This is a genomic window from Thauera sp. WB-2 (assembly GCF_027594845.1).
Taxonomy (GTDB): Bacteria; Pseudomonadota; Gammaproteobacteria; order Burkholderiales; family Rhodocyclaceae; genus Thauera; species Thauera mechernichensis.
This window is the reverse complement of sequence record NZ_CP088935.1, coordinates 3,776,774-3,796,453: the sequence shown is the minus strand read 5'-3', so window position 1 is coordinate 3,796,453 and position 19,680 is coordinate 3,776,774. Positions and strand designations below refer to the sequence as shown.

Annotated in this window: 17 protein-coding genes and 1 pseudogene; 15 read left to right on the top strand and 3 right to left on the bottom strand. The window is 67.4% G+C overall.

Annotated features, from left to right (window positions below; genetic code table 11):
* Positions 1-71 precede the first annotated feature (71 nt).
* The 3 genes and pseudogenes from LQF09_RS19700 to LQF09_RS17305 all read left to right on the top strand — a co-directional run.
* A pseudogene (locus LQF09_RS19700) lies at positions 72-242 on the top strand (acyl-CoA dehydrogenase family protein); the annotation flags it as partial.
* Positions 243-581: 339 nt separating this feature from the next.
* Positions 582-1,262 carry a DUF3334 family protein gene (locus LQF09_RS17310; RefSeq protein ID WP_002931285.1) on the top strand — a complete coding sequence of 227 codons (681 nt, stop codon included), beginning with the start codon at positions 582-584 and terminating at the stop codon, positions 1,260-1,262.
* 142 nt (positions 1,263-1,404) lie between these two features.
* Positions 1,405-1,827, top strand: coding sequence for a hypothetical protein (locus LQF09_RS17305; protein ID WP_002931283.1), 423 nt, complete (start codon positions 1,405-1,407; stop codon positions 1,825-1,827).
* Positions 1,828-1,955: 128 nt separating this feature from the next.
* Here LQF09_RS17305 and LQF09_RS17300 read toward each other — a convergent pair whose 3' ends face one another.
* Entirely contained in the window at positions 1,956-2,339 is a 384-nt protein-coding gene (locus LQF09_RS17300) for a hypothetical protein (RefSeq protein ID WP_002931277.1), read from the bottom strand.
* Positions 2,340-2,594: 255 nt separating this feature from the next.
* Between LQF09_RS17300 and LQF09_RS17295 the strand changes: the two genes are divergently transcribed.
* The 3 genes from LQF09_RS17295 (at position 2,595) to LQF09_RS17285 (ending at position 7,877) form a co-directional block, all read left to right on the top strand.
* A complete protein-coding gene (locus LQF09_RS17295; RefSeq protein ID WP_002931275.1) occupies positions 2,595-3,710 on the top strand; it encodes a patatin-like phospholipase family protein in 1,116 nt (371 codons plus the stop codon).
* Positions 3,711-3,774: 64 nt separating this feature from the next.
* On the top strand, positions 3,775-6,750 hold the full coding sequence (locus tag LQF09_RS17290; protein ID WP_002931273.1) for a hypothetical protein: 2,976 nt from the start codon (positions 3,775-3,777) through the stop codon (positions 6,748-6,750).
* An 11-nt stretch (positions 6,751-6,761) separates the two neighbouring features.
* Complete coding sequence (locus LQF09_RS17285; protein WP_002931271.1) at positions 6,762-7,877, top strand: ComEC/Rec2 family competence protein; 1,116 nt, start codon at positions 6,762-6,764, stop codon at positions 7,875-7,877.
* Between the two features lie 29 nt (positions 7,878-7,906).
* On the opposite strand, the gene LQF09_RS17280 is transcribed toward LQF09_RS17285, so the two are convergent.
* Together LQF09_RS17280 and LQF09_RS17275 are read right to left on the bottom strand one after the other, a co-directional pair.
* Complete coding sequence (locus LQF09_RS17280) at positions 7,907-8,389, bottom strand: acyl-CoA thioesterase (RefSeq protein ID WP_002931268.1); 483 nt, start codon at positions 8,387-8,389, stop codon at positions 7,907-7,909.
* Between the two features lie 181 nt (positions 8,390-8,570).
* A complete protein-coding gene (locus LQF09_RS17275; protein WP_002931266.1) occupies positions 8,571-9,617 on the bottom strand; it encodes an AraC family transcriptional regulator in 1,047 nt (348 codons plus the stop codon).
* A 159-nt stretch (positions 9,618-9,776) separates the two neighbouring features.
* Here LQF09_RS17275 and LQF09_RS17270 point away from each other — a divergent pair, with 159 nt between their 5' ends.
* The 9 genes from LQF09_RS17270 (at position 9,777) to LQF09_RS17230 (ending at position 19,677) form a co-directional block, all read left to right on the top strand.
* Positions 9,777-10,958 carry an isovaleryl-CoA dehydrogenase gene (locus tag LQF09_RS17270; RefSeq protein ID WP_002931264.1) on the top strand — a complete coding sequence of 394 codons (1,182 nt, stop codon included), beginning with the start codon at positions 9,777-9,779 and terminating at the stop codon, positions 10,956-10,958.
* A gap of 14 nt (positions 10,959-10,972) precedes the next feature.
* Positions 10,973-12,580 carry a carboxyl transferase domain-containing protein gene (locus tag LQF09_RS17265; protein WP_002931262.1) on the top strand — a complete coding sequence of 536 codons (1,608 nt, stop codon included), beginning with the start codon at positions 10,973-10,975 and terminating at the stop codon, positions 12,578-12,580.
* A gap of 9 nt (positions 12,581-12,589) precedes the next feature.
* Positions 12,590-13,381, top strand: coding sequence for an enoyl-CoA hydratase/isomerase family protein (locus tag LQF09_RS17260; RefSeq protein ID WP_002931260.1), 792 nt, complete (start codon positions 12,590-12,592; stop codon positions 13,379-13,381).
* A 57-nt stretch (positions 13,382-13,438) separates the two neighbouring features.
* Positions 13,439-15,442: an acetyl/propionyl/methylcrotonyl-CoA carboxylase subunit alpha gene (locus LQF09_RS17255; protein WP_270068552.1), complete on the top strand. Its 2,004-nt coding sequence runs from the start codon at positions 13,439-13,441 to the stop codon at positions 15,440-15,442.
* 210 nt (positions 15,443-15,652) lie between these two features.
* Positions 15,653-17,344: an AMP-binding protein gene (locus tag LQF09_RS17250; RefSeq protein WP_002925631.1), complete on the top strand. Its 1,692-nt coding sequence runs from the start codon at positions 15,653-15,655 to the stop codon at positions 17,342-17,344.
* Positions 17,345-17,360: 16 nt separating this feature from the next.
* Positions 17,361-18,302 carry a hydroxymethylglutaryl-CoA lyase gene (locus LQF09_RS17245; RefSeq protein WP_002940316.1) on the top strand — a complete coding sequence of 314 codons (942 nt, stop codon included), beginning with the start codon at positions 17,361-17,363 and terminating at the stop codon, positions 18,300-18,302.
* A 66-nt stretch (positions 18,303-18,368) separates the two neighbouring features.
* Entirely contained in the window at positions 18,369-18,569 is a 201-nt protein-coding gene (locus LQF09_RS17240) for a DUF1289 domain-containing protein (RefSeq protein ID WP_083485734.1), read from the top strand.
* On the top strand, positions 18,566-18,760 hold the full coding sequence (locus tag LQF09_RS17235; protein WP_002925636.1) for a DUF1289 domain-containing protein: 195 nt from the start codon (positions 18,566-18,568) through the stop codon (positions 18,758-18,760). Before LQF09_RS17240 ends, LQF09_RS17235 begins: the two co-directional genes overlap by 4 nt.
* Positions 18,757-19,677 (top strand): MBL fold metallo-hydrolase, encoded by a 921-nt coding sequence (locus LQF09_RS17230; RefSeq protein ID WP_002925637.1) that lies wholly within the window; start codon positions 18,757-18,759, stop codon positions 19,675-19,677. Before LQF09_RS17235 ends, LQF09_RS17230 begins: the two co-directional genes overlap by 4 nt.
* The last annotated feature ends 3 nt before the right edge of the window (positions 19,678-19,680 follow it).

Here is a 19,680-nt window from a genome sequence, read left to right as displayed (position 1 = left end):
GGTTGAAGCCGCTCGCCCGTGGCGAGAAGCTCGGCTGCTTCTGCCTTACCGAGCCGTATCCCGGCCGCCTCGCCGAGATGGCCGAGCGCGTCTGCTCGGATGCCATCCAGGTGCACGGCGGCTATGGCTACGTCACCGACTTCCCGGTCGAGCGCATCTACCGCGACGTGCGCGTGTGCCAGATCTACGAAGGTGCGAGCGACATCCAGAAGCTGGTGATCGGGCGCGCGCTGACGAGCTGATCGCGGCGCCGTCGGCGGCGCGGAGCGGGGGGGGCGGGCAGGCCTGGCCCGGAGGGACTCGGCTGCCCCCTCCCCATTCCAGCTAGAGCACCACCTGCAAGCGGTCGGGCTGACCGATCGCGATCTTGCGGTATGCGCATTGACCGTGTTGGCGCATGAAGAGCGAGTTCGCGATCAGCCAGATCCTGACGACGCGGGTGGCCTTGCCACCGACCAGGCGCTGAGTATCCTGCCTGCTGCAGACATAGAGCCGTGACGCCGCCCATCCGAACCGCTGACAGCTCGTGCAGTGTGGTATAGAGTGGGTTTCGCCATTCCATGCGCACAAGGATGCCACCGATGAGCAGATCTCGAGACAACGCCGTCGTTTTCGGTACCGAAGACCTCCTGAAAAGCCTGTGCGATTCGGTCGCCAAGGTGCTCACGGCGGCGACGCAAAGCGAGATCCGCTACTCCGGGATGGTCCAGCGCATTTCCAAGACCTGCCTGAAGCCTGACATCGGCTGTTTCGTGCTCTTCGATGGCGGTTTTTCCGGTTTGGTCGTCATTAATTTTTCGGCTCCGGCAGCCATGGAGCTGTACCAGAAGTATCTGCTCAGCATGGGAATGGCGTCGAGCGAACTCGCCGCATCGCACACGTCGGACGAGGTCAGCAATGTCATGGGTGAGCTCATGAACCAGATCGTCGGCGACTTCACCGGCAAGGTGGGGCGCCAGCTCCAGACCCATATCACGCAGAACCAGCCCAAGATGCTGGTGCTCAACAAGCAGGTCATTCTCAGCGTCGACACCAAGCTCGATAACCCGGAGGCACGCCGGGTAACCTTCTACACCGGTGGGCACAACGTTTTCTATCTCGAGCTTGCCGTCGATCGTGCGGAGTTCATTCAGCTCAACGACTTCGATGCCCACGAGGTTCTTGATCCGGATGCGCTGCTCGAGCAGGCTGCGCAGCCTGCCCGCGTTCCGGTTGCGCCCGCGAATGATCACGACGATTTGTTGAAGTCGCTGGGCATGTAGTGCGCAGTGACCGTGACGCCCTTATCGGTCACGGGCGCTCGCGATATGTCACACTGCCAACACGTGTTCCTGGGCGCGCGCCTGCCACGAGCGGGCCGGGCATTCGAAGTGCAGGGAAGCAGACTACAGGAGGGGGTAGGCCATGGATGCGATCAATACTGCGACGGGACTCGCCGTCCGCGATGCAGCACGGCTACCCGAACTGCGCCAGGCGCAAGCCATGCCGCAGGAAGGGCAGGCTGGGCGTGCCGCCGATGCCGCGTTGGCAGATGCCGCCAGAGCCAGTTCCCCAAGCGCCGTCGTGTCCCTCAGTGCCGAGGCACGAAGCGAGGCTGTTCGCCAGTCGGCGCCCAGCCCGGACAACGGCACCCAGGAGGCGCGTGCGGTCGAGCAGGCGCGCGCCGCCGCCGCGAATGCCGATATCCGCAACAACTACTCGGCCCAGCGGGCGTTGTCCAGCTATGAAGCGATGGCGCAGGTCGGTGCAAACGCGGCCGTGCGTCCGGCTCCGCCCGAGCAGACGACGGCGCCGGGCCAGCAGGACCCGAGCGTGCTGCGTACCTGATTCCTGCGCCTCCGGGCGGTACGCCTGGTCCTGAGTGCGGCCATCCTTTGCCCGTCGCCGCAGACGCTTGAAACGCAGTGCCGCGCCCTTGGTGGCGCGGCACGCTTGCGATCAGGCTGGCGCGTCCCTCAGACGGGGCCACCCGAGCCTTCGCCACCCGAGCCTTCCCCACTCGGCGCGGCGCTGCGGCGCTTGCTGCGTGTGTCCACATAGCCGCCGCTGACGACCGGCGATTTCAGCAGCACGTCATAGCCCACGATTGCCGCCGCGTCCTTCCACTGGTAGCCGACGCCAACCGGCAGTCCAACCTTGCTGCCGGTGGCGAACGGGTGGTAGCTGAGGCCGGCGGCCAGGATGCCGCGGTCCTGCTTGCGCGTCGAAGTCGCCTGCACGGTAAAGCCAATACCTTGATTCGAGCCGAAGGCATAGGTGATGCCGACGAACGCCCCGACATCGGCTTGCGCCGTCCCGGTGGCGAGAACGAATGCGCTGGCGAGGAAGACTCTTTTCATGATCACTCCTTGTCATGGTCGATGGGAAACGCTGCTGACCGCCACTACGCCATGGTCGTGCCCAGAAGGCCCCCAGGCGTGTCGGCAAATACCTAAGCTCTCATGTCCAGCATAGACCTGCCGTCGCCCCATGTCATTGCCTGGCCGCTTTCCACGGCGCCGTCTTACTGCTCGTGCTGACGCGGCGCCTGGGCGGGCCTATATTGGATCGAGGCGCGGGCGCCTGCCGAGCGCTGCAGCCAGGAGGGGACGGAGATGAGCAGGGGAGACGAAGCAAGGGTGGGGCTCGCCCTATCGGGCGGGGGGTTTCGCGCAACGCTGTTCGGCCTCGGGAGCCTGTGGAGGCTCAACGAAGCAGGCCTGCTCGGGCGCCTGGCGCGGGTCACGAGCGTTTCCGGCGGGTCGATCCTCGCGGGCGTGCTTGCCCACCGCTGGCGCGCGCTCGCGTTCAGCGAGGGGCGCGCGGACAACTTCGAGACCGTGATCGCGCAGCCGGTGCGTGCCTTCTGCAGCCAGTCCATCGACGTCAAGACGGCCGCGCTGGGCCATCTCGTACCTTTCGTCACCTCGGGAGACTTCCTCGCCCGTCGCTACGCCAAGGACCTGTTCGGCGACACGCTGCTCAGGGAGCTGCCGGATCCAGCGCTGGAGGCTGCGCCGCGTTTCATCTTCTACGCCACCAACATGCAGACCGGGCGGAGTTTCCGCTTTCGCCAGGACTACATCGCCGACTACTACCTCGGTCTGTCGCGCAGTACCGACGTCAGACTGGCGGAAGCCGTTGCTGCATCGAGCGCCTTCCCGCCGATCTTCTCGCCGGTGGTGCTGAAGTCCGACCCTGCCACCTGGGTGCAGCCCGAGCGCGAGCTGCCGAACCTTGAGGCACTGCGGCGGCGAATTGTGCTCGCAGACGGCGGGGTGTACGACAACATGGGGCTGGAGGCCCTGCTGCGCGAGATCGACCTCATTCTCGTGAGCGATGCCGGGGCGCCGTTCGAGATCGACGAGTCGCCGTTCGAGGACGATCTGCTGCAGCTCGGTCGCGTGCGCGACATCCTCATCGACCAGACGCGCGCGCTGCGCAAGCGCTGGCTGGTGGAGGATTTCCAGGCCGGTCGCCGCCGTGGTGCCTACTGGGGGATCGGTACCCGGATCGGCGATTACAAGGATCCACGGGCATTGGTTGCCGACAACACCCTCACCACGACGCTCGAGCACATTCCTACCCGGCTCAAGAAGTTCGAGCCTCGCGACCAGGGCCGCCTGATCAACTGGGGTTATGCGCTGGCCGATGTTGCCCTGCGCATGCGGGCAGGGCTCGCCATTCCCGCCGCGCAGGGCTGGCCCGTACCGGAGTGGCCGCTGGGCTGAACGCAGCGGCCGGTGCGCCCGCTGGCGCCGGTCGCATTGCAGTTACTGACAGGAGCGCGCCGCCATGATCGATCGCGATCGCCTTGCCGCCTGGGGCTTGGGGCTTGATGACGACGACTTTGCGCGAGCGTGTGCGGCCCTCGGGGCGCTCAACGCCGCACAGCGCCGCTTGCGTCGCCGCGTATCGGCGCAGCGCGTGTCCGCAGGCGGCTCGTTTGCGCGGCCGAGGGCGGCCGAATGGTCGATTGCCCAGGCGGCGGACCGCCGCGATGGAGCGCCGCTGGTGGCGTGGGAGCTGCCAGCCCTGCAACGCCTGCCCGCCTTCCCGGCGGCGCTCGAGCTTGCGCAAGCCTGGCAACGCTACCTCGACGACGCGCCCTGGGGTACTCGGCTCGCGGTGTATGGCCGCGGACGGGACTGGCAAGCCCTGCTGCCCTTGCTGCGCGTCCTGCAGCAGCCCGCGGTGAGTGCCGCGGCAGTCTTCGTGGCCGACGCCTTCGCGGCCGACGGCCGCGTGGACTGGGCCTTGCCCTTCCGCCTCTGTGTGCTGGCTGATGATCCGCTTGCCAACGCCTTCGGCGCGTTTCGCGCGCACTGGAGGGAGCCGTGGCCCTACCGTTTCATGCGTGCGGATCGCGCCGTACCAAGGGTGGAGGTGATGGTCTTCAGCGGCTCGCTGCGTGCAGTGGCGGCTCGACTGCTGGCCCGGGGGGCGCCCTGTCGTGCGGCGTTTGCGCTCGTGCTTGGGGGCACGGATGTCGAGGGCGGGCAGGACGGAGGCCAGCTCGAGCGTCTGGTGCGCGTCGTGGCGGACGTGCTGGCGGCCGAGGGTGTTGCCTGCGTGCGCTCGCTCGGCACCGCCGGCGTGGATGTCGAGCAGCGCATGCCTGCCCTGGTACGCCTGGGCGATGAGCTCACCCACAACCTACCGCTCGATATAGCGCTGCGGCAGGCCTTCGGTGCCGATGTCTTGGCCTTTCTCAATCGCGACCTGATCCGACTCAGTCATCTTGCCAGCGCAGCCGACCGCCTTGCAGGGCGGTTGAAGGCGGCTCCTGCCCAGGCCTCGCTGGCGCTCAGCGAGCGTACGCTGGCGCAATTGATCGGTACGCCGGGCGTGGTCGAAGCGCTGGAGCAGGTTCGCCCCAGCCAGGCCCGCGGTCTGGGGCGGGTGGCGCAGGCTGTAGTGGGCGCGGGCGAGAACTTGCGCAGCGTGGCACCACGGGCGCTCGCGCGTGGCATCGATGCGTCGCGCGAGCGCTACCGCTACGTCCGTGAGTCCGACGAAGCTTCATCCCTCACCGAAGCTGTGGCTGCGCTGGCTGCCGTGGAAGCCGTGCAGGCGGCCGAGCAGCCCGAGACACGCTACGTCCAGCACGGCTTCTGGCGCCGGGAGGGTGAAGATCTCGTCGAGGAGCACGAGTGCCTCAGGGTTGGCGAGCAGGTGCTGCTGCGGCTGCGCATCGGCCCGCCGGGCGAAGGCTGGCAGACCGCTTCCGAGGCCTTTCCCGCACATGAGCTGCCGCCCCGGCGACGGCGCCACCGCCTGCAGGTGGTCTTTCACGAGCCGCTCCAGCTCGATGCGCCGCTGACGGGTGTGCTTTGGTTGCCCCGTTCCGGGCCGAGCAGCGTGCTCGAGTTCGTGCTCACGCCGCGCATGGCGGCGGCGTTCGAAGGCCGTATCAGCGTGCTGCACCGTGGGCGTGTGCTGCAGACGGTGCTGATCCATGCCCAGGTGGTCGAGCAGGGGGGGCTGACCGGTCCCCGCCCGGCAATCACCCAACAGGTCGAGGCGCGGGTGCGCGAGCATTGGAGCGACCTCGGTTCGCGGCGGCGCTTCGATGCGTCGTTCGTGCTCAATCACACGCATGGGGCACGCCCGCTGCTCACCGGCATCGCTGGCCGGCGTGCATGGGCGACCGACCTCAGCGGCATCCAGGAGCCGGTCGATGCCATCAACCGACTACTCTCCGAGGTTGCCTACAGCGTGGCCGACTACAGCGCCGGACTGACCACGGGTGACAACCTCACGCTGTTCTTCAGGCTTGCCCGGCTCGGGGGCGACCTCTACTCCGCGCTGGTCATCGACCATCTGCAGGCCCTCAATAGCGGTGGCATGGATGTCGACGAGGCGACCCACATCCAGATTGTCAGTACGCGCGCAGATGCCGTGGTGCCCTTCGAGTTCATCTACCAGTATGTGCCGCCGGACGATGAGGGCGATGTGCGCTTCTGCCCCGACGCGCTCGAGGCCCTGGCCGCGGGCGCCTGTCCGGGCCATTGCGCGGGCCAGCAGGACCCCCGCCGGCATGTATGCCCGATGGGCTTCTGGGGGCTGCGCAAGGTGATCGAACGCCATGTCTTCAATCCCGCGCTGGGCCGGCCGGGAGATGCCGAAGTGCTCGTTCAGGCCGAACCGGCGGGTGACCGTCTGCGCCTGCAGCTCGACCGCTCGGCGCTGGTGGGCTATAGCGCGGAGCTGCGGCAGGAAGAGGTGGGGCCGCTCATCCGCCTGCTCGAGGGCAGGATGCAGGGCGCGGTGCGTGAGGTGAAGGACTGGGACGAGTGGCGGGCTGCGGTCGGCGGGGAACGCCCAACATTGCTGGTGGCGTTTCCTCACAACACGGGCGACAAGCAGGATGTCGCGCTCGAGATTGGTGGCAAGCCGTTCAAGACCTTGCGCCTGCCGCGCGAATACGTGCACATCGATGGACCCTACCCGCTGGTGCTGCTGCTGGGGTGCGATGTCGCCAGTACGGCGCAACAGTACGCCAGCCACATACGCTATTTCCGTCAGGCCGGTGCGGCGGCCGTCGTGTCCACCATCGCTACCGTATTCGGTCCGCATGCCGTCAAGGTGGGCGAGAAGATCCTCGATGGCCTGCTGGCCGCGGCCGCAGGGCGGGATGAGGGCGGGGGTGCCGAGGGCTCACGCTGCCTTGGTGAAGTGCTGCGCGCGGTCAAGCGCCAGGCCCTGCTCGACAGTCTGCCGATGGCGCTCTGCGTGGTGGCGTTCGGCGACGCCGACTGGCGCTTGTGAGCCTGCAACCCATGAGCGCCGCACCATTCTTTCGCATCGAGATGCTGCCGGCACGACACGGTGATTGCCTGTTCGTCGAGTACGGCGATGCGTCGCGCACACGGCGCATGTTGATCGATGGCGGCCCGATCGCGACCTATCCTCACCTGGAGGCCCGCCTGGATGCGCTGCCGCAGGGTGACAGGCGCTTCGAGCTGGTCGTGATGAGTCACGTCGACACCGACCATGTCGAGGGGCTCGTGCGCCTGTTCGCCAACAAGCCCGTACCGGTGCGCGTGGTCGACATCTGGTTCAACGGCTGGAGTCATCTGCAGGCAGGCGGCCGCGTGCTGGGCGGCAAGCAGGGCGAGTTCCTCAGTGCGCTGATCGTGCGACGGTTCGACGCCGGACAGTGGAACAGGGCGTTTGCTGGCAATGCGGTGGTGGTGCCCGATACGGGGGTGTTGCCGGAATGCACCCTGGCTGACGCGCACGGCATGCGTCTTACCCTGCTGTCGCCCACCCGGGCCAAGCTCGACCGCATGCGGGAGCGCTGGAAGAAGGATCTCGGCGCCGACATCAACCCCGGTGACCTCGAGTCGGCGTGGACGAGCCTGTCCAGGCGCAAGGCCTACCTGCCTGGCCAGGGCTTGCTGGGCACGACCGCGGAGCTCGACGCGGTGCTCAGGCGCCAGCTCAAGGTCGACAAGGCTGCCGCCAACGGCAGCTCGATTGCCTTTCTCGCCGAGTTTGGCGGCAAGTCCTGCCTGTTTCTCGCCGACGCCCATCATGATGTGATCACCGCCTCGCTTCGCCGCCTGCTCGCGCAGCGCGGCGAAGCGGTGTTGCGCGTCGATGCGGTCAAGGTGTCGCACCACGGCAGCGCGGGCAACATCAGCGACGAGCTGCTCGCCCTCATCGACAGCCCGCGCTTCCTGTTCAGCACCAATGGCAGCCAGTTCCGCCACCCCGATGCCGAAGCCGTGCAACGCATCATTGCGCGTTCGGTGCATCAGCCGCCAACGCTGTGCTTCAACTACGAAAGCCAGACGACGCTACGCTGGGCTCCGGCGGAAAGGCAGGCCGGGCTCGGCTACATCGCCGAGTACAACCCGACCCCAGGGGAGCCCTACGTGATCGAGCTGTGAGGGGGCAGCAGGCGCCGATCGGGCTGATCTCATTCTCCGCCGCGCACCTCGGCGAACTTGCGCTCCATCTCGCGCCGCATCGCGCGGCGCACTTCGGCTTCGGCGAAGCGGCGGCGTTCGTCCGGCGTATGGGGTTCGAGCGCCGGCACCTTGGTCGGCCGGCCTTCGTCGTCGACCGCAATCATGGTGAAGAAGCAGCTATTGACGTGGCGTACGACCTTGGCGCGGATGTCCTCGGCAACGACCTTGATGCCCACCTCCATCGACGAGTTGCCGGTGTGGTTGACCGAGGCGAGGAAGCTGACCAGTTCGCCAACCTGGATGGGCTGGCGGAACATCACCTGGTCGACGCTGAGGGTGACGACATAGTGGCCGGCGTAGCGCGCAGCACAGGCGTAGGCCACCTGGTCGAGCAGCTTGAGGATGGCGCCGCCGTGAACCTTGCCTGAGAAGTTGGCGGTGTCGGGCGTCATCAGGACGGTCATGGTGAGCTGGTGGGCGGGGAGGTCCATTGCAATGTCTCGCGCTTGAGTGGCTGATCGGGTAGGGGCAGTGTCGGCTTCGGCGAAACAGGGTGCAAGGCTAGAATGCGGGCCCCGAGCCAGCCCGTCCGCACCGATGCACAAGACCCTCACTGCTTTCGCTCACGCTGTTCGTGAGGTGAGGCGAGATGGGCTGCACGCTGCGTGCCCGCTATGCTGCGGAGTCTGCGCCCGTTCGATAGGCACTTGGCGCAGCCCCTGTCCACGCGCGGAATGCCCGCGCAAAGCTCTTCTCGCTGTCGAAACCGACGGCTGCCGCGACCTGCTTGACCGGTTTGCGGGTCTGCAGCAGCAGCCGGGTCGCGTGCTCGCGCCGGGCTTCGTTCTTGAGCTGTTGCAGCGACACGCCTTCCTCCTTCAGTTGCCGGTGCAAGGTTCGTACCGAAAGGTTCAGCTGTGCAGCGACGTCCTCGGCGGTGTGCGCGGCCGCTGGCGTGGCAGCAAGGAGCTGGGCGACGCTGTGCACGAGCAGGCGGTCGCGGCGGTATTGCAGCACGGTGAGCGGGAGCGCGCGTTGCAGCATGGCCTGCAGCGCCTTCTCGTCGCGGCGTACCGGCAGGGTGAGGTAGCGGGCGTCGAAGCTGATCGCTGCAGCAGGGGCCGAGAAGCTTGCAGGCCCGGCGAACAGGTAGGCGTAGGCGTCGGCATGCGCCGGGGCGTCGAAGGGGAAGGCGGCTGCGGTCAGTGCGATACGCGAGTCGACCAGCCAGCAGGCGTAGCCGAGCAGGTAGCGCAGCGTGCTGACCAGGCAGAACTCGCGCAACTCACCCAGTTCAGTGTGTTCGGCAACCCGGATAGTCGCCACGCCGCGCTGGGGCACGAGCTCGAACACGATGTCCTCGGTCAGCAAGCGGTGGTGGCGGCACCAGCGTTTCAGCGCCACCTCCAGCGTCGGCGAGGTGAGTGACGCCCGGCACAGCATGCCATAGCTGCCCCAGGGCAGGCGGCGCGAGAACCAACCCAGCGCTTCGTCGTCGAGCGCCTGCATGGCGATTCCCGAGAGCAGTTCCATCTGTGCAGCGGTGACCCGTGCTGCAGGGTCTTCCAGCACTGCTGCCGGGATCTGCGCCTGCGCAAGTGCGCTGGCCGGATCCATGCCCCGCAGCCGGTACCCTAGGACGATCGCACGGATAAAGGCGATCGGCGTGGCGGCGCGGCCCCGAGTGAGGTCGGCGGGTGAGGGGGCGAGGATCTTCATGTGCTGGAATGCTAGCGGGCATGGCACGAATTGCAACCACGATGGCACTCGGCGGGCGCACGCTGCGCTTAATCTCGTCCTATCTTCGGGCATGCGCCGTCCATAATGGATCTGCGCACTGCCCGCCGCGCCAGGACAACCTCGAGAAGGAGACACCCCATGAACGTGCCCAGCCTGAACTTCAACCTCGGCGAGACCATCGACGCCCTGCGCGACACCTTGCAGGCCTTCTGCGCTGCCGAGATCGCACCGCGCGCGGCCGAGATCGACCGCGTCAACGAGTTCCCCGCAGACCTGTGGAAAAAGCTCGGCGACCTCGGCGTTCACGGCATGACGGTGAGCGAGGAGTACGGCGGTACCGACATGGGCTACCTCGCCCACATCGTGGCGATGGAAGAGATCTCGCGTGCCTCGGCCTCGGTGGGCCTCTCGTACGGCGCGCACTCCAACCTGTGCATCAACCAGATCCGCCGCAACGGCACCGAGGCGCAGAAGCAGAAATACCTCCCCAAGCTGATCTCGGGCGACCACGTCGGCGCGCTGGCGATGTCCGAGCCCAACGCCGGTTCCGACGTGGTGTCGATGAAGCTGCGCGCCGACCGCAAGGGCGACCATTTCGTGCTCAACGGCGCCAAGATGTGGATCACCAACGGCGGCGACGCCGACACCCTGGTGGTCTACGCCAAGACCGACATCAACGCCGGTCCCAAGGGCATCACCGCCTTCATCATCGAGAAGGGCATGAAGGGCTTCTCCTGCGGCACCCACCTCGACAAGCTCGGCATGCGCGGCTCCAACACCTATCCGCTGTTCTTCGACGACGTCGAGGTGCCGGTCGAGAACGTGCTCGGCGGTGAGGCCAACATCGGCCGCGGCGTGCAGGTGCTGATGTCGGGCCTGGACTACGAGCGCGCCGTGCTGTCGGGCGGCCCGCTCGGCATCATGGCGGCGTGCATGGACGCGGTCGTGCCCTACATGCACGAGCGCAAGCAGTTCGACACCCCGATCGGCGAGTTCCAGCTCATGCAGGGCAAGATCGCCGACCTGTACTCCACCTGGAGCGCCTGCCGCGCCTACGCCTACGCCGTGGGCCAGGCCTGCGACCGCGCCGACCACGCGCGCACGCTGCGCAAGGACGCCGCCGGCGTCATCCTCTACACCGCCGAGAAGGCGACCTGGATGGCGGGCGAGGCGATCCAGGCGCTGGGCGGCGTGGGCTACACGAACGAGTATTCGGTGGGCCGTCTGTGGCGCGACGCCAAGCTGTACGAGATCGGCGCCGGCACCAGCGAGATCCGTCGCATGCTGATCGGTCGCGAGCTGTTTTCCGAAACCCGCTGAGCGGAGCGTCTGCGATGAGCGTGATCAAGTCCAGCATCAACACCCGCAGCGAAGACTTCCAGGCCAACGCCGCAAGCCTGCGCGCCCAGGTCGAGGATCTGCGCGCCAAGGCCGCCCAGGTCAGCCTCGGCGGCGGCGAGGCCGCACGTGCCAAGCACACTGCGCGCGGCAAGCTGCTGCCGCGCGACCGTGTCGGTCACCTGCTCGACCCCGGCACCCCCTTCCTCGAAGTCGGCCAGATGGCCGCGTACGGCATGTACGACGACGAGGCGCCGAGCGCCGGCGTGATTACCGGCATCGGCCGCGTGCAGGGCGTCGAATGCATGATCGTGGCCAACGACGCCACGGTGAAGGGCGGCACCTACTACCCGATGACGGTCAAGAAGCACCTGCGCGCGCAGGAGATCGCCGAGCAGAACAACCTGCCCTGCATCTACCTGGTCGACTCGGGTGGCGCCTTTCTGCCGAAACAGGACGAGGTCTTCCCCGATCGTGACCACTTCGGTCGCATCTTCTTCAACCAGGCCAACATGTCGGCCAAGGGTATCCCGCAGGTCGCGGTGGTGATGGGCTCGTGCACCGCCGGCGGCGCCTACGTGCCGGCGATGTCGGACGAGACCGTCATCGTCAAGAACCAGGGCACCATCTTCCTCGGCGGCCCGCCGCTGGTGAAGGCGGCGACCGGCGAAGTGGTGAGCGCCGAGGACCTGGGCGGCGGTGACGTGCATACGCGGCTCTCGGGCGTGGCCGACCACCTGGCCGAGAACGACGCCCATGCGCTCTACATCGCGCGCCGCATCGTCTCCAACCTCAACCGCACGAAGCCGATCAACATGGCGCTCGGGCAGGGCGAGGCGCCGCTTTACGACCCGGAAGAGATCTACGGCATCATCCCCACCGACACCCGCAAGCCCTTCGACGTGCGCGAGATCATCGCCCGCGTGGTCGATGGCTCGCGCTTCGACGAGTTCAAGGCGCGTTACGGCGCCACCCTGGTGTGCGGCTTCGCCCAGCTCCACGGCTACCCGGTGGGCATCGTCGCCAACAACGGCATCCTGTTCGGCGAATCGGCGCAGAAGGGCGCGCACTTCATCGAGCTGTGCGGCCAGCGCGGCATCCCGCTGCTGTTCCTGCAGAACATCACCGGCTTCATGGTCGGCCGCAAGTACGAGAACGGCGGCATCGCCAAGGACGGCGCCAAGATGGTGACTGCCGTGGCGACCGTGCAGGTGCCCAAGATCACCATGCTCATCGGCGGCTCCTTCGGTGCCGGCAACTACGGCATGTGCGGCCGTGCCTACTCGCCGCGCTTCCTGTGGATGTGGCCCAACTCGCGTATCAGCGTGATGGGCGGCGAGCAGGCGGCGAGCGTGCTGTCCACCGTGCGCCGCGACGGCATCGAGGCCAAGGGCGGCAGCTGGAGCAAGGAGGAGGAAGAGGCCTTCAAGGCGCCGATCCGCGACCAGTACGAGTTCCAGGGCCATCCCTACTACGCCACCGCGCGCATGTGGGACGACGGCGTGGTCGACCCGGCGCAGTCGCGTCGCATCCTCGGCCTGTCGCTGTCGGCCGCGCTCAATGCACCGATCCAGCCGACCAAGTTCGGCGTGTTCCGGATGTAAGGGGGCGAGATGAGCTACGAGACCCTGGAGATCGTCCGCGCGGGTGGTGTGGCGACGATCTGGATGAACCGTCCGGACGTGCATAACGCCTTCAACGCGCAGCTGATCGCCGACCTCACCGCCGCCTGCATCGAGCTCGATGCCGACAACGCGGTGCGCGCGGTCGTGCTGGCGGGACGCGGCAAGAGTTTTTCGGCCGGCGCCGACCTCAACTGGATGAGGGCCGCCGGCGAGGCGAGCGAGGCGGAGAACTTCGCCGATGCGATGAAGCTCGCCGGCATGCTGCGCACCCTGGCGGAGATGAACAAGCCCACCATCGCCCGCGTGCATGGTGCGGCGCTGGGTGGCGGCATGGGGCTGGCGAGCGCCTGCGATATCTGCATTGCCGGTGACAAGGCGGTGTTTGCGACTTCGGAGGTCAAGTTCGGGATCATCCCGTCGGCGATCAGCCCCTACGTGATCCGTGCCATCGGCGAGCGCCAGGCCTACCGCTACTTCCAGACTGCCGAGCGCATCAATGCGACACGCGCGGCCGAGCTGGGGCTGGCCCATGAGGCAGTCGCCGCCGAGGCGCTGGATGCCAAGGTCGAGGAAGTGGTCGATGCGCTGCTGCAGGGCGGCCCCAAGTCGCAGGCTGCGGCCAAGGATCTGATCCGTGCGGTGGCCAACCGGCCGGTGAGCGATGCGCTGGTGATGGATACCGCAGGCCGCATCGCCAGCCTGCGCGCAACCCCGGAGGCCAAGGAAGGCCTGGCTGCCTTCCTCGACAAGCGCCCTGCAGCCTGGATCGCGCAGGGCTGAATGCCGAAATTGCGCCTGGCCTCGCGCCGAACCGACACAAGACACGCTGGAGACAACATGTTCGACAAGATCCTGATTGCCAATCGTGGAGAGATCGCCTGCAGGGTGATCAAGACCGCCCGCCGCATGGGCATCAAGACCGTCGCGGTGTATTCCGAGGCCGATGCCAACGCCCGCCACGTACGCCTGGCCGACGAGGCGGTGCTGATCGGCCCCGCGGCGGCGCGCGAGAGCTACCTCGTCATCGACAAGATCATCGCTGCGGCCACGCAGACCGGCGCCCAGGCCATCCACCCGGGCTATGGCTTTCTGTCCGAGAACGAGGACTTCTGCCACGCCTGCGAGCGCGAGGGCATCGTCTTCATCGGCCCGCCGGTGTCGGCGATTCGCGCCATGGGCTCGAAGTCCGAGGCCAAGAAGCTGATGGAAGCGGCCGGCGTGCCGCTCACCCCCGGCTACCACGGCGACGAGCAGGCGCCGGCTTACCTGCACCAGCAGGCCGACGCCATCGGCTACCCGGTGCTGATCAAGGCCGCGGCCGGCGGTGGCGGCAAGGGCATGCGCCTGGTCGAGAAGTCGGAGGACTTCATCGACCTGCTCGCCTCCTGCAAGCGCGAGGCCATCTCCAGCTTCGGCGACGACCATGTGCTGGTCGAGAAGTACATCACCAAGCCTCGCCACATCGAGATCCAGGTCTTCGGTGACACCCACGGCAACGTGGTGTACCTGTTCGAGCGCGACTGCTCGGTGCAGCGCCGCCACCAGAAGGTGCTGGAAGAAGCGCCCGCGCCCGGCATGACGCCCGAGCGGCGTGCGGCGATGGGCAAGGCGGCGGTCGATGCGGCCAAAGCGGTGGGTTACGTCGGCGCTGGCACGGTGGAGTTCATCGCCAACCAGGACGGTTCCTTCTACTTCATGGAGATGAACACCCGCCTGCAGGTCGAGCACCCGGTCACCGAGATGATCACCGGGCTGGATCTGGTCGAGTGGCAGCTGCGCGTCGCCTCGGGCGAGAAGCTGCCGCTGGAGCAGGAGCAACTGCAGATCCGCGGTCATGCACTCGAGGCGCGCATCTACGCCGAAGACCCGGCCAAGGGCTTCCTGCCCTCCACCGGCAAGCTGGTGCACCTGGCGCCGCCCGCCGAGTCGCTGCATGTGCGCGTCGACACCGGCGTCGAGGAGGGTGATGAGATCAGCCCGCACTACGACCCGATGATCGCCAAGCTGATCGTATGGGACATCAACCGCGACCGCGCGCTCGCCCGCATGCTGCAGGCGCTGGCCGACTACCGCGTGGTGGGTGTCGCCAACAACATCGAGTTCCTGTCGCGCCTGACGGCCTGCCCGGCGTTCTCGGCTGCCGACCTCGACACCGGCCTGATCGAGCGCGAGAAGGCCTATCTCTTCCCCGCCGACGTCGGGGTGGCGGACGAAGTGCTGCAGATTGCCGCGCTCGCCGAGCTGCTGCGCGAAGCGGCCCTGGCCGACAAGCGCGCGCAGCGCACGGCGGATGCGCGCTCGCCCTGGCATGCGCGCGACGGCTGGCGGATGAACGCCACCGCACGTCGCACGTTGCTGTTCCGTCATGCCGATACCGACCACGCCGTCGATGTCGCCTACCTGCCGGGGGCCTGGCGGCTCTCCATCGACGGTCGCAGCGTCGAGGCACGCGGTGAGCTGAACGAGCGCGGGCTGCTTCGCGTCGAGCTCGACGGTACGCGCATGGACGCCACCGTGATCGCCGCCGCCGGCCGCCGCCACGTCTTCGCCAAGGGACGCGCCTGGCAACTTGCTGCAGTCGATCCGCTGCACCACGGCGGCGAGGGTGGCGGCGCCGAGGGCGGCCTGCTGGCGCCGATGCCCGGCAAGGTCATCGCGCTCGTTGCCGCTGAGGGTGCCAAGGTAGAGAAGGGCGCGCCGCTGCTGATCCTGGAGGCGATGAAGATGGAGCACACCATCACCGCGCCCGCCGCCGGCACGGTCAAGGCCTTCCGCTTCGGCGTCGGCGACCAGGTGGGCGACGGCGCCGAGTTGGTGGATTTCGAGGCCGCCGCGGCCTGATTCACGCAAGGCCGATTGCTGTAGGAGCGGCGACAGCCGCGAGGGGTTGAAGGCGATGGCGTACGGGTCAGGTGCTTTAAAGGCTCGCGGCTCGCGCCGCTCCTACGGCAAGCCCCGCACGCCTGCGCCCTCCCTGTAGGAGCGGCGCCAGCCGCGAGCCTTTTGTAGTCGAAGTGGTACGCACACAAGAACAGGAGCGAGGACGACACGATGAGCAGCACCGCAAGCTATGTGCACGGCGCATCCGAAAAGCAACTGATCGGCCAGACCATCGGCCGCTTCTTCGACGAGGCTTGCGCCTCCCATGCCGAACGCGAGGCGCTGATCGTGCGCCACCAGGACGTGCGCCTGACCTACGCCCAGCTCAAGCTCAAGGTTGACGCGCTGGCCTGCGGATTGATGCGGCTTGGCCTCGAGCCGGGCGATCGCATCGGGATCTGGTCGCAGAACAACATGGAATGGGCGCTGACCCAGTTCGCCACCGCCAAGGCCGGGCTGGTGCTGGTGAACATCAACCCGGCCTATCGCCGCTCCGAACTCGAGTACGCGCTCAACAAGGTCGGCTGCCGTGCGCTGATCCTGTCGCCCGCTTTCAAGACCAGCAACTACCTCGAGATGATCGCCGACCTCGCACCCGAGCTCGGCCACTGCGAGCCTGGCCTGCTGCGCAGCCACCGCCTGCCCGCGCTCGAGATGGTGATCCGCATGGGCGCGGACAGGTCGCCCGGTATGCTCAACTTCGACGAGCTGCTGCGTGCGCCCGCTCGCGAGGAGTTCGCTGCGCTGGCTGTATTGTCCGAGAGGCTGCAGTTCGACGACCCGATCAACATCCAGTTCACCTCCGGCACCACCGGCCATCCCAAGGGCGCGACGCTGTCGCACCACAACATCCTCAACAACGGCTACTTCGTCGGCGAAGCGATCAAGCTCGTGCCGGGCGACCGCCTGTGCATCCCGGTGCCGCTGTACCACTGCTTCGGCATGGTGATGGGCAACCTCGGCTGCCTGACCCACGGCGCGACCATGGTCTACCCGGCCGAGGCCTTCGAGCCGCTGGCCGTGCTGGAGACGGTCGCGCAGGAGCGGTGCTCCGCGCTTTACGGCGTACCGACGATGTTCATCGCCGCGCTCGACCATCCGCGCTTCGCCGAGTTCGATCTCTCCAGCCTGCGCACCGGCATCATGGCTGGCAGTCCGTGCCCGATCGAGGTCATGAAGCGGGTGATCGGCAAGATGAACATGTCGGAGGTGACCATTGCCTACGGCATGACCGAGACCTCGCCGGTGAGCTTCCAGAGCGGTACCGACGACCCCATCGACCGCCGTGTATCGACCGTCGGCCGCGTCCAGCCCCATCTGGAAGTGAAGATCGTCGATACCGACGGCCGCATCGTGCCGCGTGGCACGCCGGGCGAGCTGTGCACGCGCGGTTACTCGGTGATGCTTGGCTACTGGGGCGACGAGGCCAAGACCCGGGAGGCGATCGACGCTGGCGGCTGGATGCATACCGGCGACCTTGCGATCATCGACGACGAGGGCTATTGCAACATCGTCGGTCGTATCAAGGACATGGTGATCCGCGGTGGCGAGAACATCTATCCGCGCGAGATCGAGGAGTTCCTCTACGCTCACCCCAAGGTGCTCGATGTCCAGGTGGTCGGCATTCCCGATCAGAGGTTCGGCGAGGAACTGTGCGCCTGGATCATCGTGCGCGAGGGCGAGGGCCTGACCGAGGACGAGGTGCGCGCCTATTGCCAGGGGCAGATCGCGCACTACAAGATCCCGCGCTACATCCGTTTCGTCGACAGCTTCCCGATGACGGTGACCGGCAAGATCCAGAAGTTCCAGATCCGTCAGAAGATGAAGGAGGAACTCGGCCTCGACGAAGCGAAGACCGCCTGACCAGGAGCGTGCATACATGACCACACCGAAGCTGCCCAACGCCGTGCGCATTGTCGAGATGGGGCCGCGCGACGGCTTGCAGAACGAGAAGCAACTGGTTCCCACCGAGACCAAGGTCGAACTCGTGCGTCGTCTTGAGCGTGCCGGGCTCAAGGCGATCGAGACCACTTCCTTCGTGTCGCCCAAGTGGGTGCCGCAGATGGGTGACAACGCCGAGGTACTCGCGCGCGTGCTCGCGCAGCCAGCGGCTGGTGTCGCGTATCCGGTGCTGACGCCCAACCTCAAGGGCTTCGAGGCGGCGCTTGCTGCCGGGGCGAAGGAGGTGGCGGTGTTTGGCGCCGCGTCCGAGTCCTTCAGCCAGAAGAACATCAACTGCTCGATCGCCGAGTCGCTGGCGCGCTTCCGTCCGGTCACCGAGGCGGCGCACGCGGCCGGCGTGCGCGTGCGCGGCTACGTGTCCTGCGTGGTCGGCTGCCCCTACGAGGGTGCAGTGGTGCCGCAGGCAGTGGCCGAGGTCGCGGCCACCCTGCGCGACATGGGCTGCTACGAGATCTCGCTTGGCGACACGATCGGTGTCGGTAACCCGGCGAGCATCCAGCGCATGCTCGAGGCCGTGGCGATGCGTGTGCCGGTCGAACTGCTTGCCGGCCACTATCACGACACCTACGGCATGGCGGTCGCCAACGTGCATGCCTCGCTGCAGATGGGCGTGGCGGTGTTCGACGCTTCGGTTGGTGGCCTGGGCGGCTGCCCGTATGCAGCGGGGGCATCGGGGAACGTTGCGACCGAGGATGTGGTCTGGCTGCTGCACGGCCTGGGCATCGATACCGGCATCGAACTCGACGCCCTCGTCGACACCGCGGCCTGGATCAGCGGTCAGCTCGGCCGCGAGCCGGCATCGCGCGTGGCGCGTGCGGTGCTCGCCAAGCGCGCGCAGCGCGCGCCGGCTGGTCCATAATCCAGGCTTTGGATCATGAGCCTGCCCGCACGCACGGGCGGCCGACCTGCCAACAGAGAGCTTCGCATGAGTGTTCCTTCCCCCTGTATCAACATCTGCCGCATGTGTCCGGACACCGGCTGGTGCGAGGGCTGCCAGCGCACGATCGACGAGATCACGCGCTGGAGCCGCAGCAGCGACGACGAGCGCCGCACCATCCTGGCCGCGGTTGCCGAGCGTCGTGAATGGCTGGGTGCGACTGCGCCGATAGCGGAGACACGTGCATGAGCGGCGACGCCCTGTGTGTCGGCGTGTGCATGATCGACTGGGATTCCGGCGTCTGCCTCGGTTGTGGGCGCACCGCCGACGAGATCAACGGGGTGCCGGTTGCACCGCCGCCGCCGGCACTCAAGGCCGATGACGCGCCGGTACCGCTGCCGGCCAATGTCGCCGCCGAGCTCGGGGAGGGCAGCGATTGACCCAGCGCCCCCGTCTGCCGCGTACGCTGCAGGTGCTCGAGCGTGGCTGGCTGTCGGCGAACAACGTGGTGCTGGTCGACGGCGACGAGGCGACGCTGGTCGACTCAGGCTACGTGAGTCATGCCGCGCAGACGGTAGAACTGCTGCGCGACGCGCTCGATGGCCGCAGGCTGGGTCGGCTGCTCAACACGCACTCGCATTCGGACCACATTGGCGGCAACGCCAGCGTGCAGCGTGCCTTCGGCTGCTCGATCACCGTGCCCGTCGGCATGGCGCCGGCGGTGAATGAGTGGGACGAGCAGGCCTTGCTGCTGAGCACTGCAGCGCAATCGGGCGAGCGCTTCCATGCCGATGCCACGCTCAGCCCGGGCGAGCGCTTCGTCGCCGGCGAACTCGAGTGGGAGGCGATTGCAGTCCCTGGGCACGACATGGATGCGCTGGCCTACTACAACGCCGAGCGCCGCATCCTGATGTCGGGCGACGCGCTGTGGCGCGACGGCTTCGGCATCCTGTTCGCGGACGTGCTCGGCACCGGAGACGGCCTTGGCGAGGCGCGGCGGACGTTGGAGGAGATAGGCCGGCTGGCGGTGGATGTCGTCATCCCCGGCCACGGCGCACCGTTTGCCGAGTTCGACGATGCGCTCGGACGCGCCTTCGCCCGCTTGCGCGCCTTCGAGGCCGACAGCGCGCGCATGGCGCGCAACGCCATCCGCGCATGCATGACCTTCAAGCTGCTCGAGGTGCGCAGCATGGCGCTCGACGAGTTGCCGCGGCATCTTGCCGAGACGCCGCTCTACCGCGAGGCCAATGCGCGTTTTCTTGGACTGGACCCGGATGCGCTTGCTGCCTGGCTGGTGAAGGAGCTGGAGCGTGCCGGCGTTGCCCGCCGTGAGCATGGTGAGCTGGTTGCGCACTGAGCC

Bases quoted from the DNA above. Each gene is read 5' to 3' on its own strand.
- LQF09_RS17310 (WP_002931285.1), top strand. From the start codon at position 582: ATGAGCAGATCTCGAGACAACGCCGTCGTTTTCGGTACCGAAGACCTC.
- LQF09_RS17305 (WP_002931283.1), top strand. From the start codon at position 1,405: ATGGATGCGATCAATACTGCGACGGGACTCGCCGTCCGCGATGCAGCA.
- LQF09_RS17300 (WP_002931277.1), bottom strand. From the start codon at position 2,339: ATGAAAAGAGTCTTCCTCGCCAGCGCATTCGTTCTCGCCACCGGGACG.
- LQF09_RS17295 (WP_002931275.1), top strand. From the start codon at position 2,595: ATGAGCAGGGGAGACGAAGCAAGGGTGGGGCTCGCCCTATCGGGCGGG.
- LQF09_RS17290 (WP_002931273.1), top strand. From the start codon at position 3,775: ATGATCGATCGCGATCGCCTTGCCGCCTGGGGCTTGGGGCTTGATGAC.
- LQF09_RS17285 (WP_002931271.1), top strand. From the start codon at position 6,762: ATGAGCGCCGCACCATTCTTTCGCATCGAGATGCTGCCGGCACGACAC.
- LQF09_RS17280 (WP_002931268.1), bottom strand. From the start codon at position 8,389: ATGGACCTCCCCGCCCACCAGCTCACCATGACCGTCCTGATGACGCCC.
- LQF09_RS17275 (WP_002931266.1), bottom strand. From the start codon at position 9,617: ATGAAGATCCTCGCCCCCTCACCCGCCGACCTCACTCGGGGCCGCGCC.
- LQF09_RS17270 (WP_002931264.1), top strand. From the start codon at position 9,777: ATGAACGTGCCCAGCCTGAACTTCAACCTCGGCGAGACCATCGACGCC.
- LQF09_RS17265 (WP_002931262.1), top strand. From the start codon at position 10,973: ATGAGCGTGATCAAGTCCAGCATCAACACCCGCAGCGAAGACTTCCAG.
- LQF09_RS17260 (WP_002931260.1), top strand. From the start codon at position 12,590: ATGAGCTACGAGACCCTGGAGATCGTCCGCGCGGGTGGTGTGGCGACG.
- LQF09_RS17255 (WP_270068552.1), top strand. From the start codon at position 13,439: ATGTTCGACAAGATCCTGATTGCCAATCGTGGAGAGATCGCCTGCAGG.
- LQF09_RS17250 (WP_002925631.1), top strand. From the start codon at position 15,653: ATGAGCAGCACCGCAAGCTATGTGCACGGCGCATCCGAAAAGCAACTG.
- LQF09_RS17245 (WP_002940316.1), top strand. From the start codon at position 17,361: ATGACCACACCGAAGCTGCCCAACGCCGTGCGCATTGTCGAGATGGGG.
- LQF09_RS17240 (WP_083485734.1), top strand. From the start codon at position 18,369: ATGAGTGTTCCTTCCCCCTGTATCAACATCTGCCGCATGTGTCCGGAC.
- LQF09_RS17235 (WP_002925636.1), top strand. From the start codon at position 18,566: ATGAGCGGCGACGCCCTGTGTGTCGGCGTGTGCATGATCGACTGGGAT.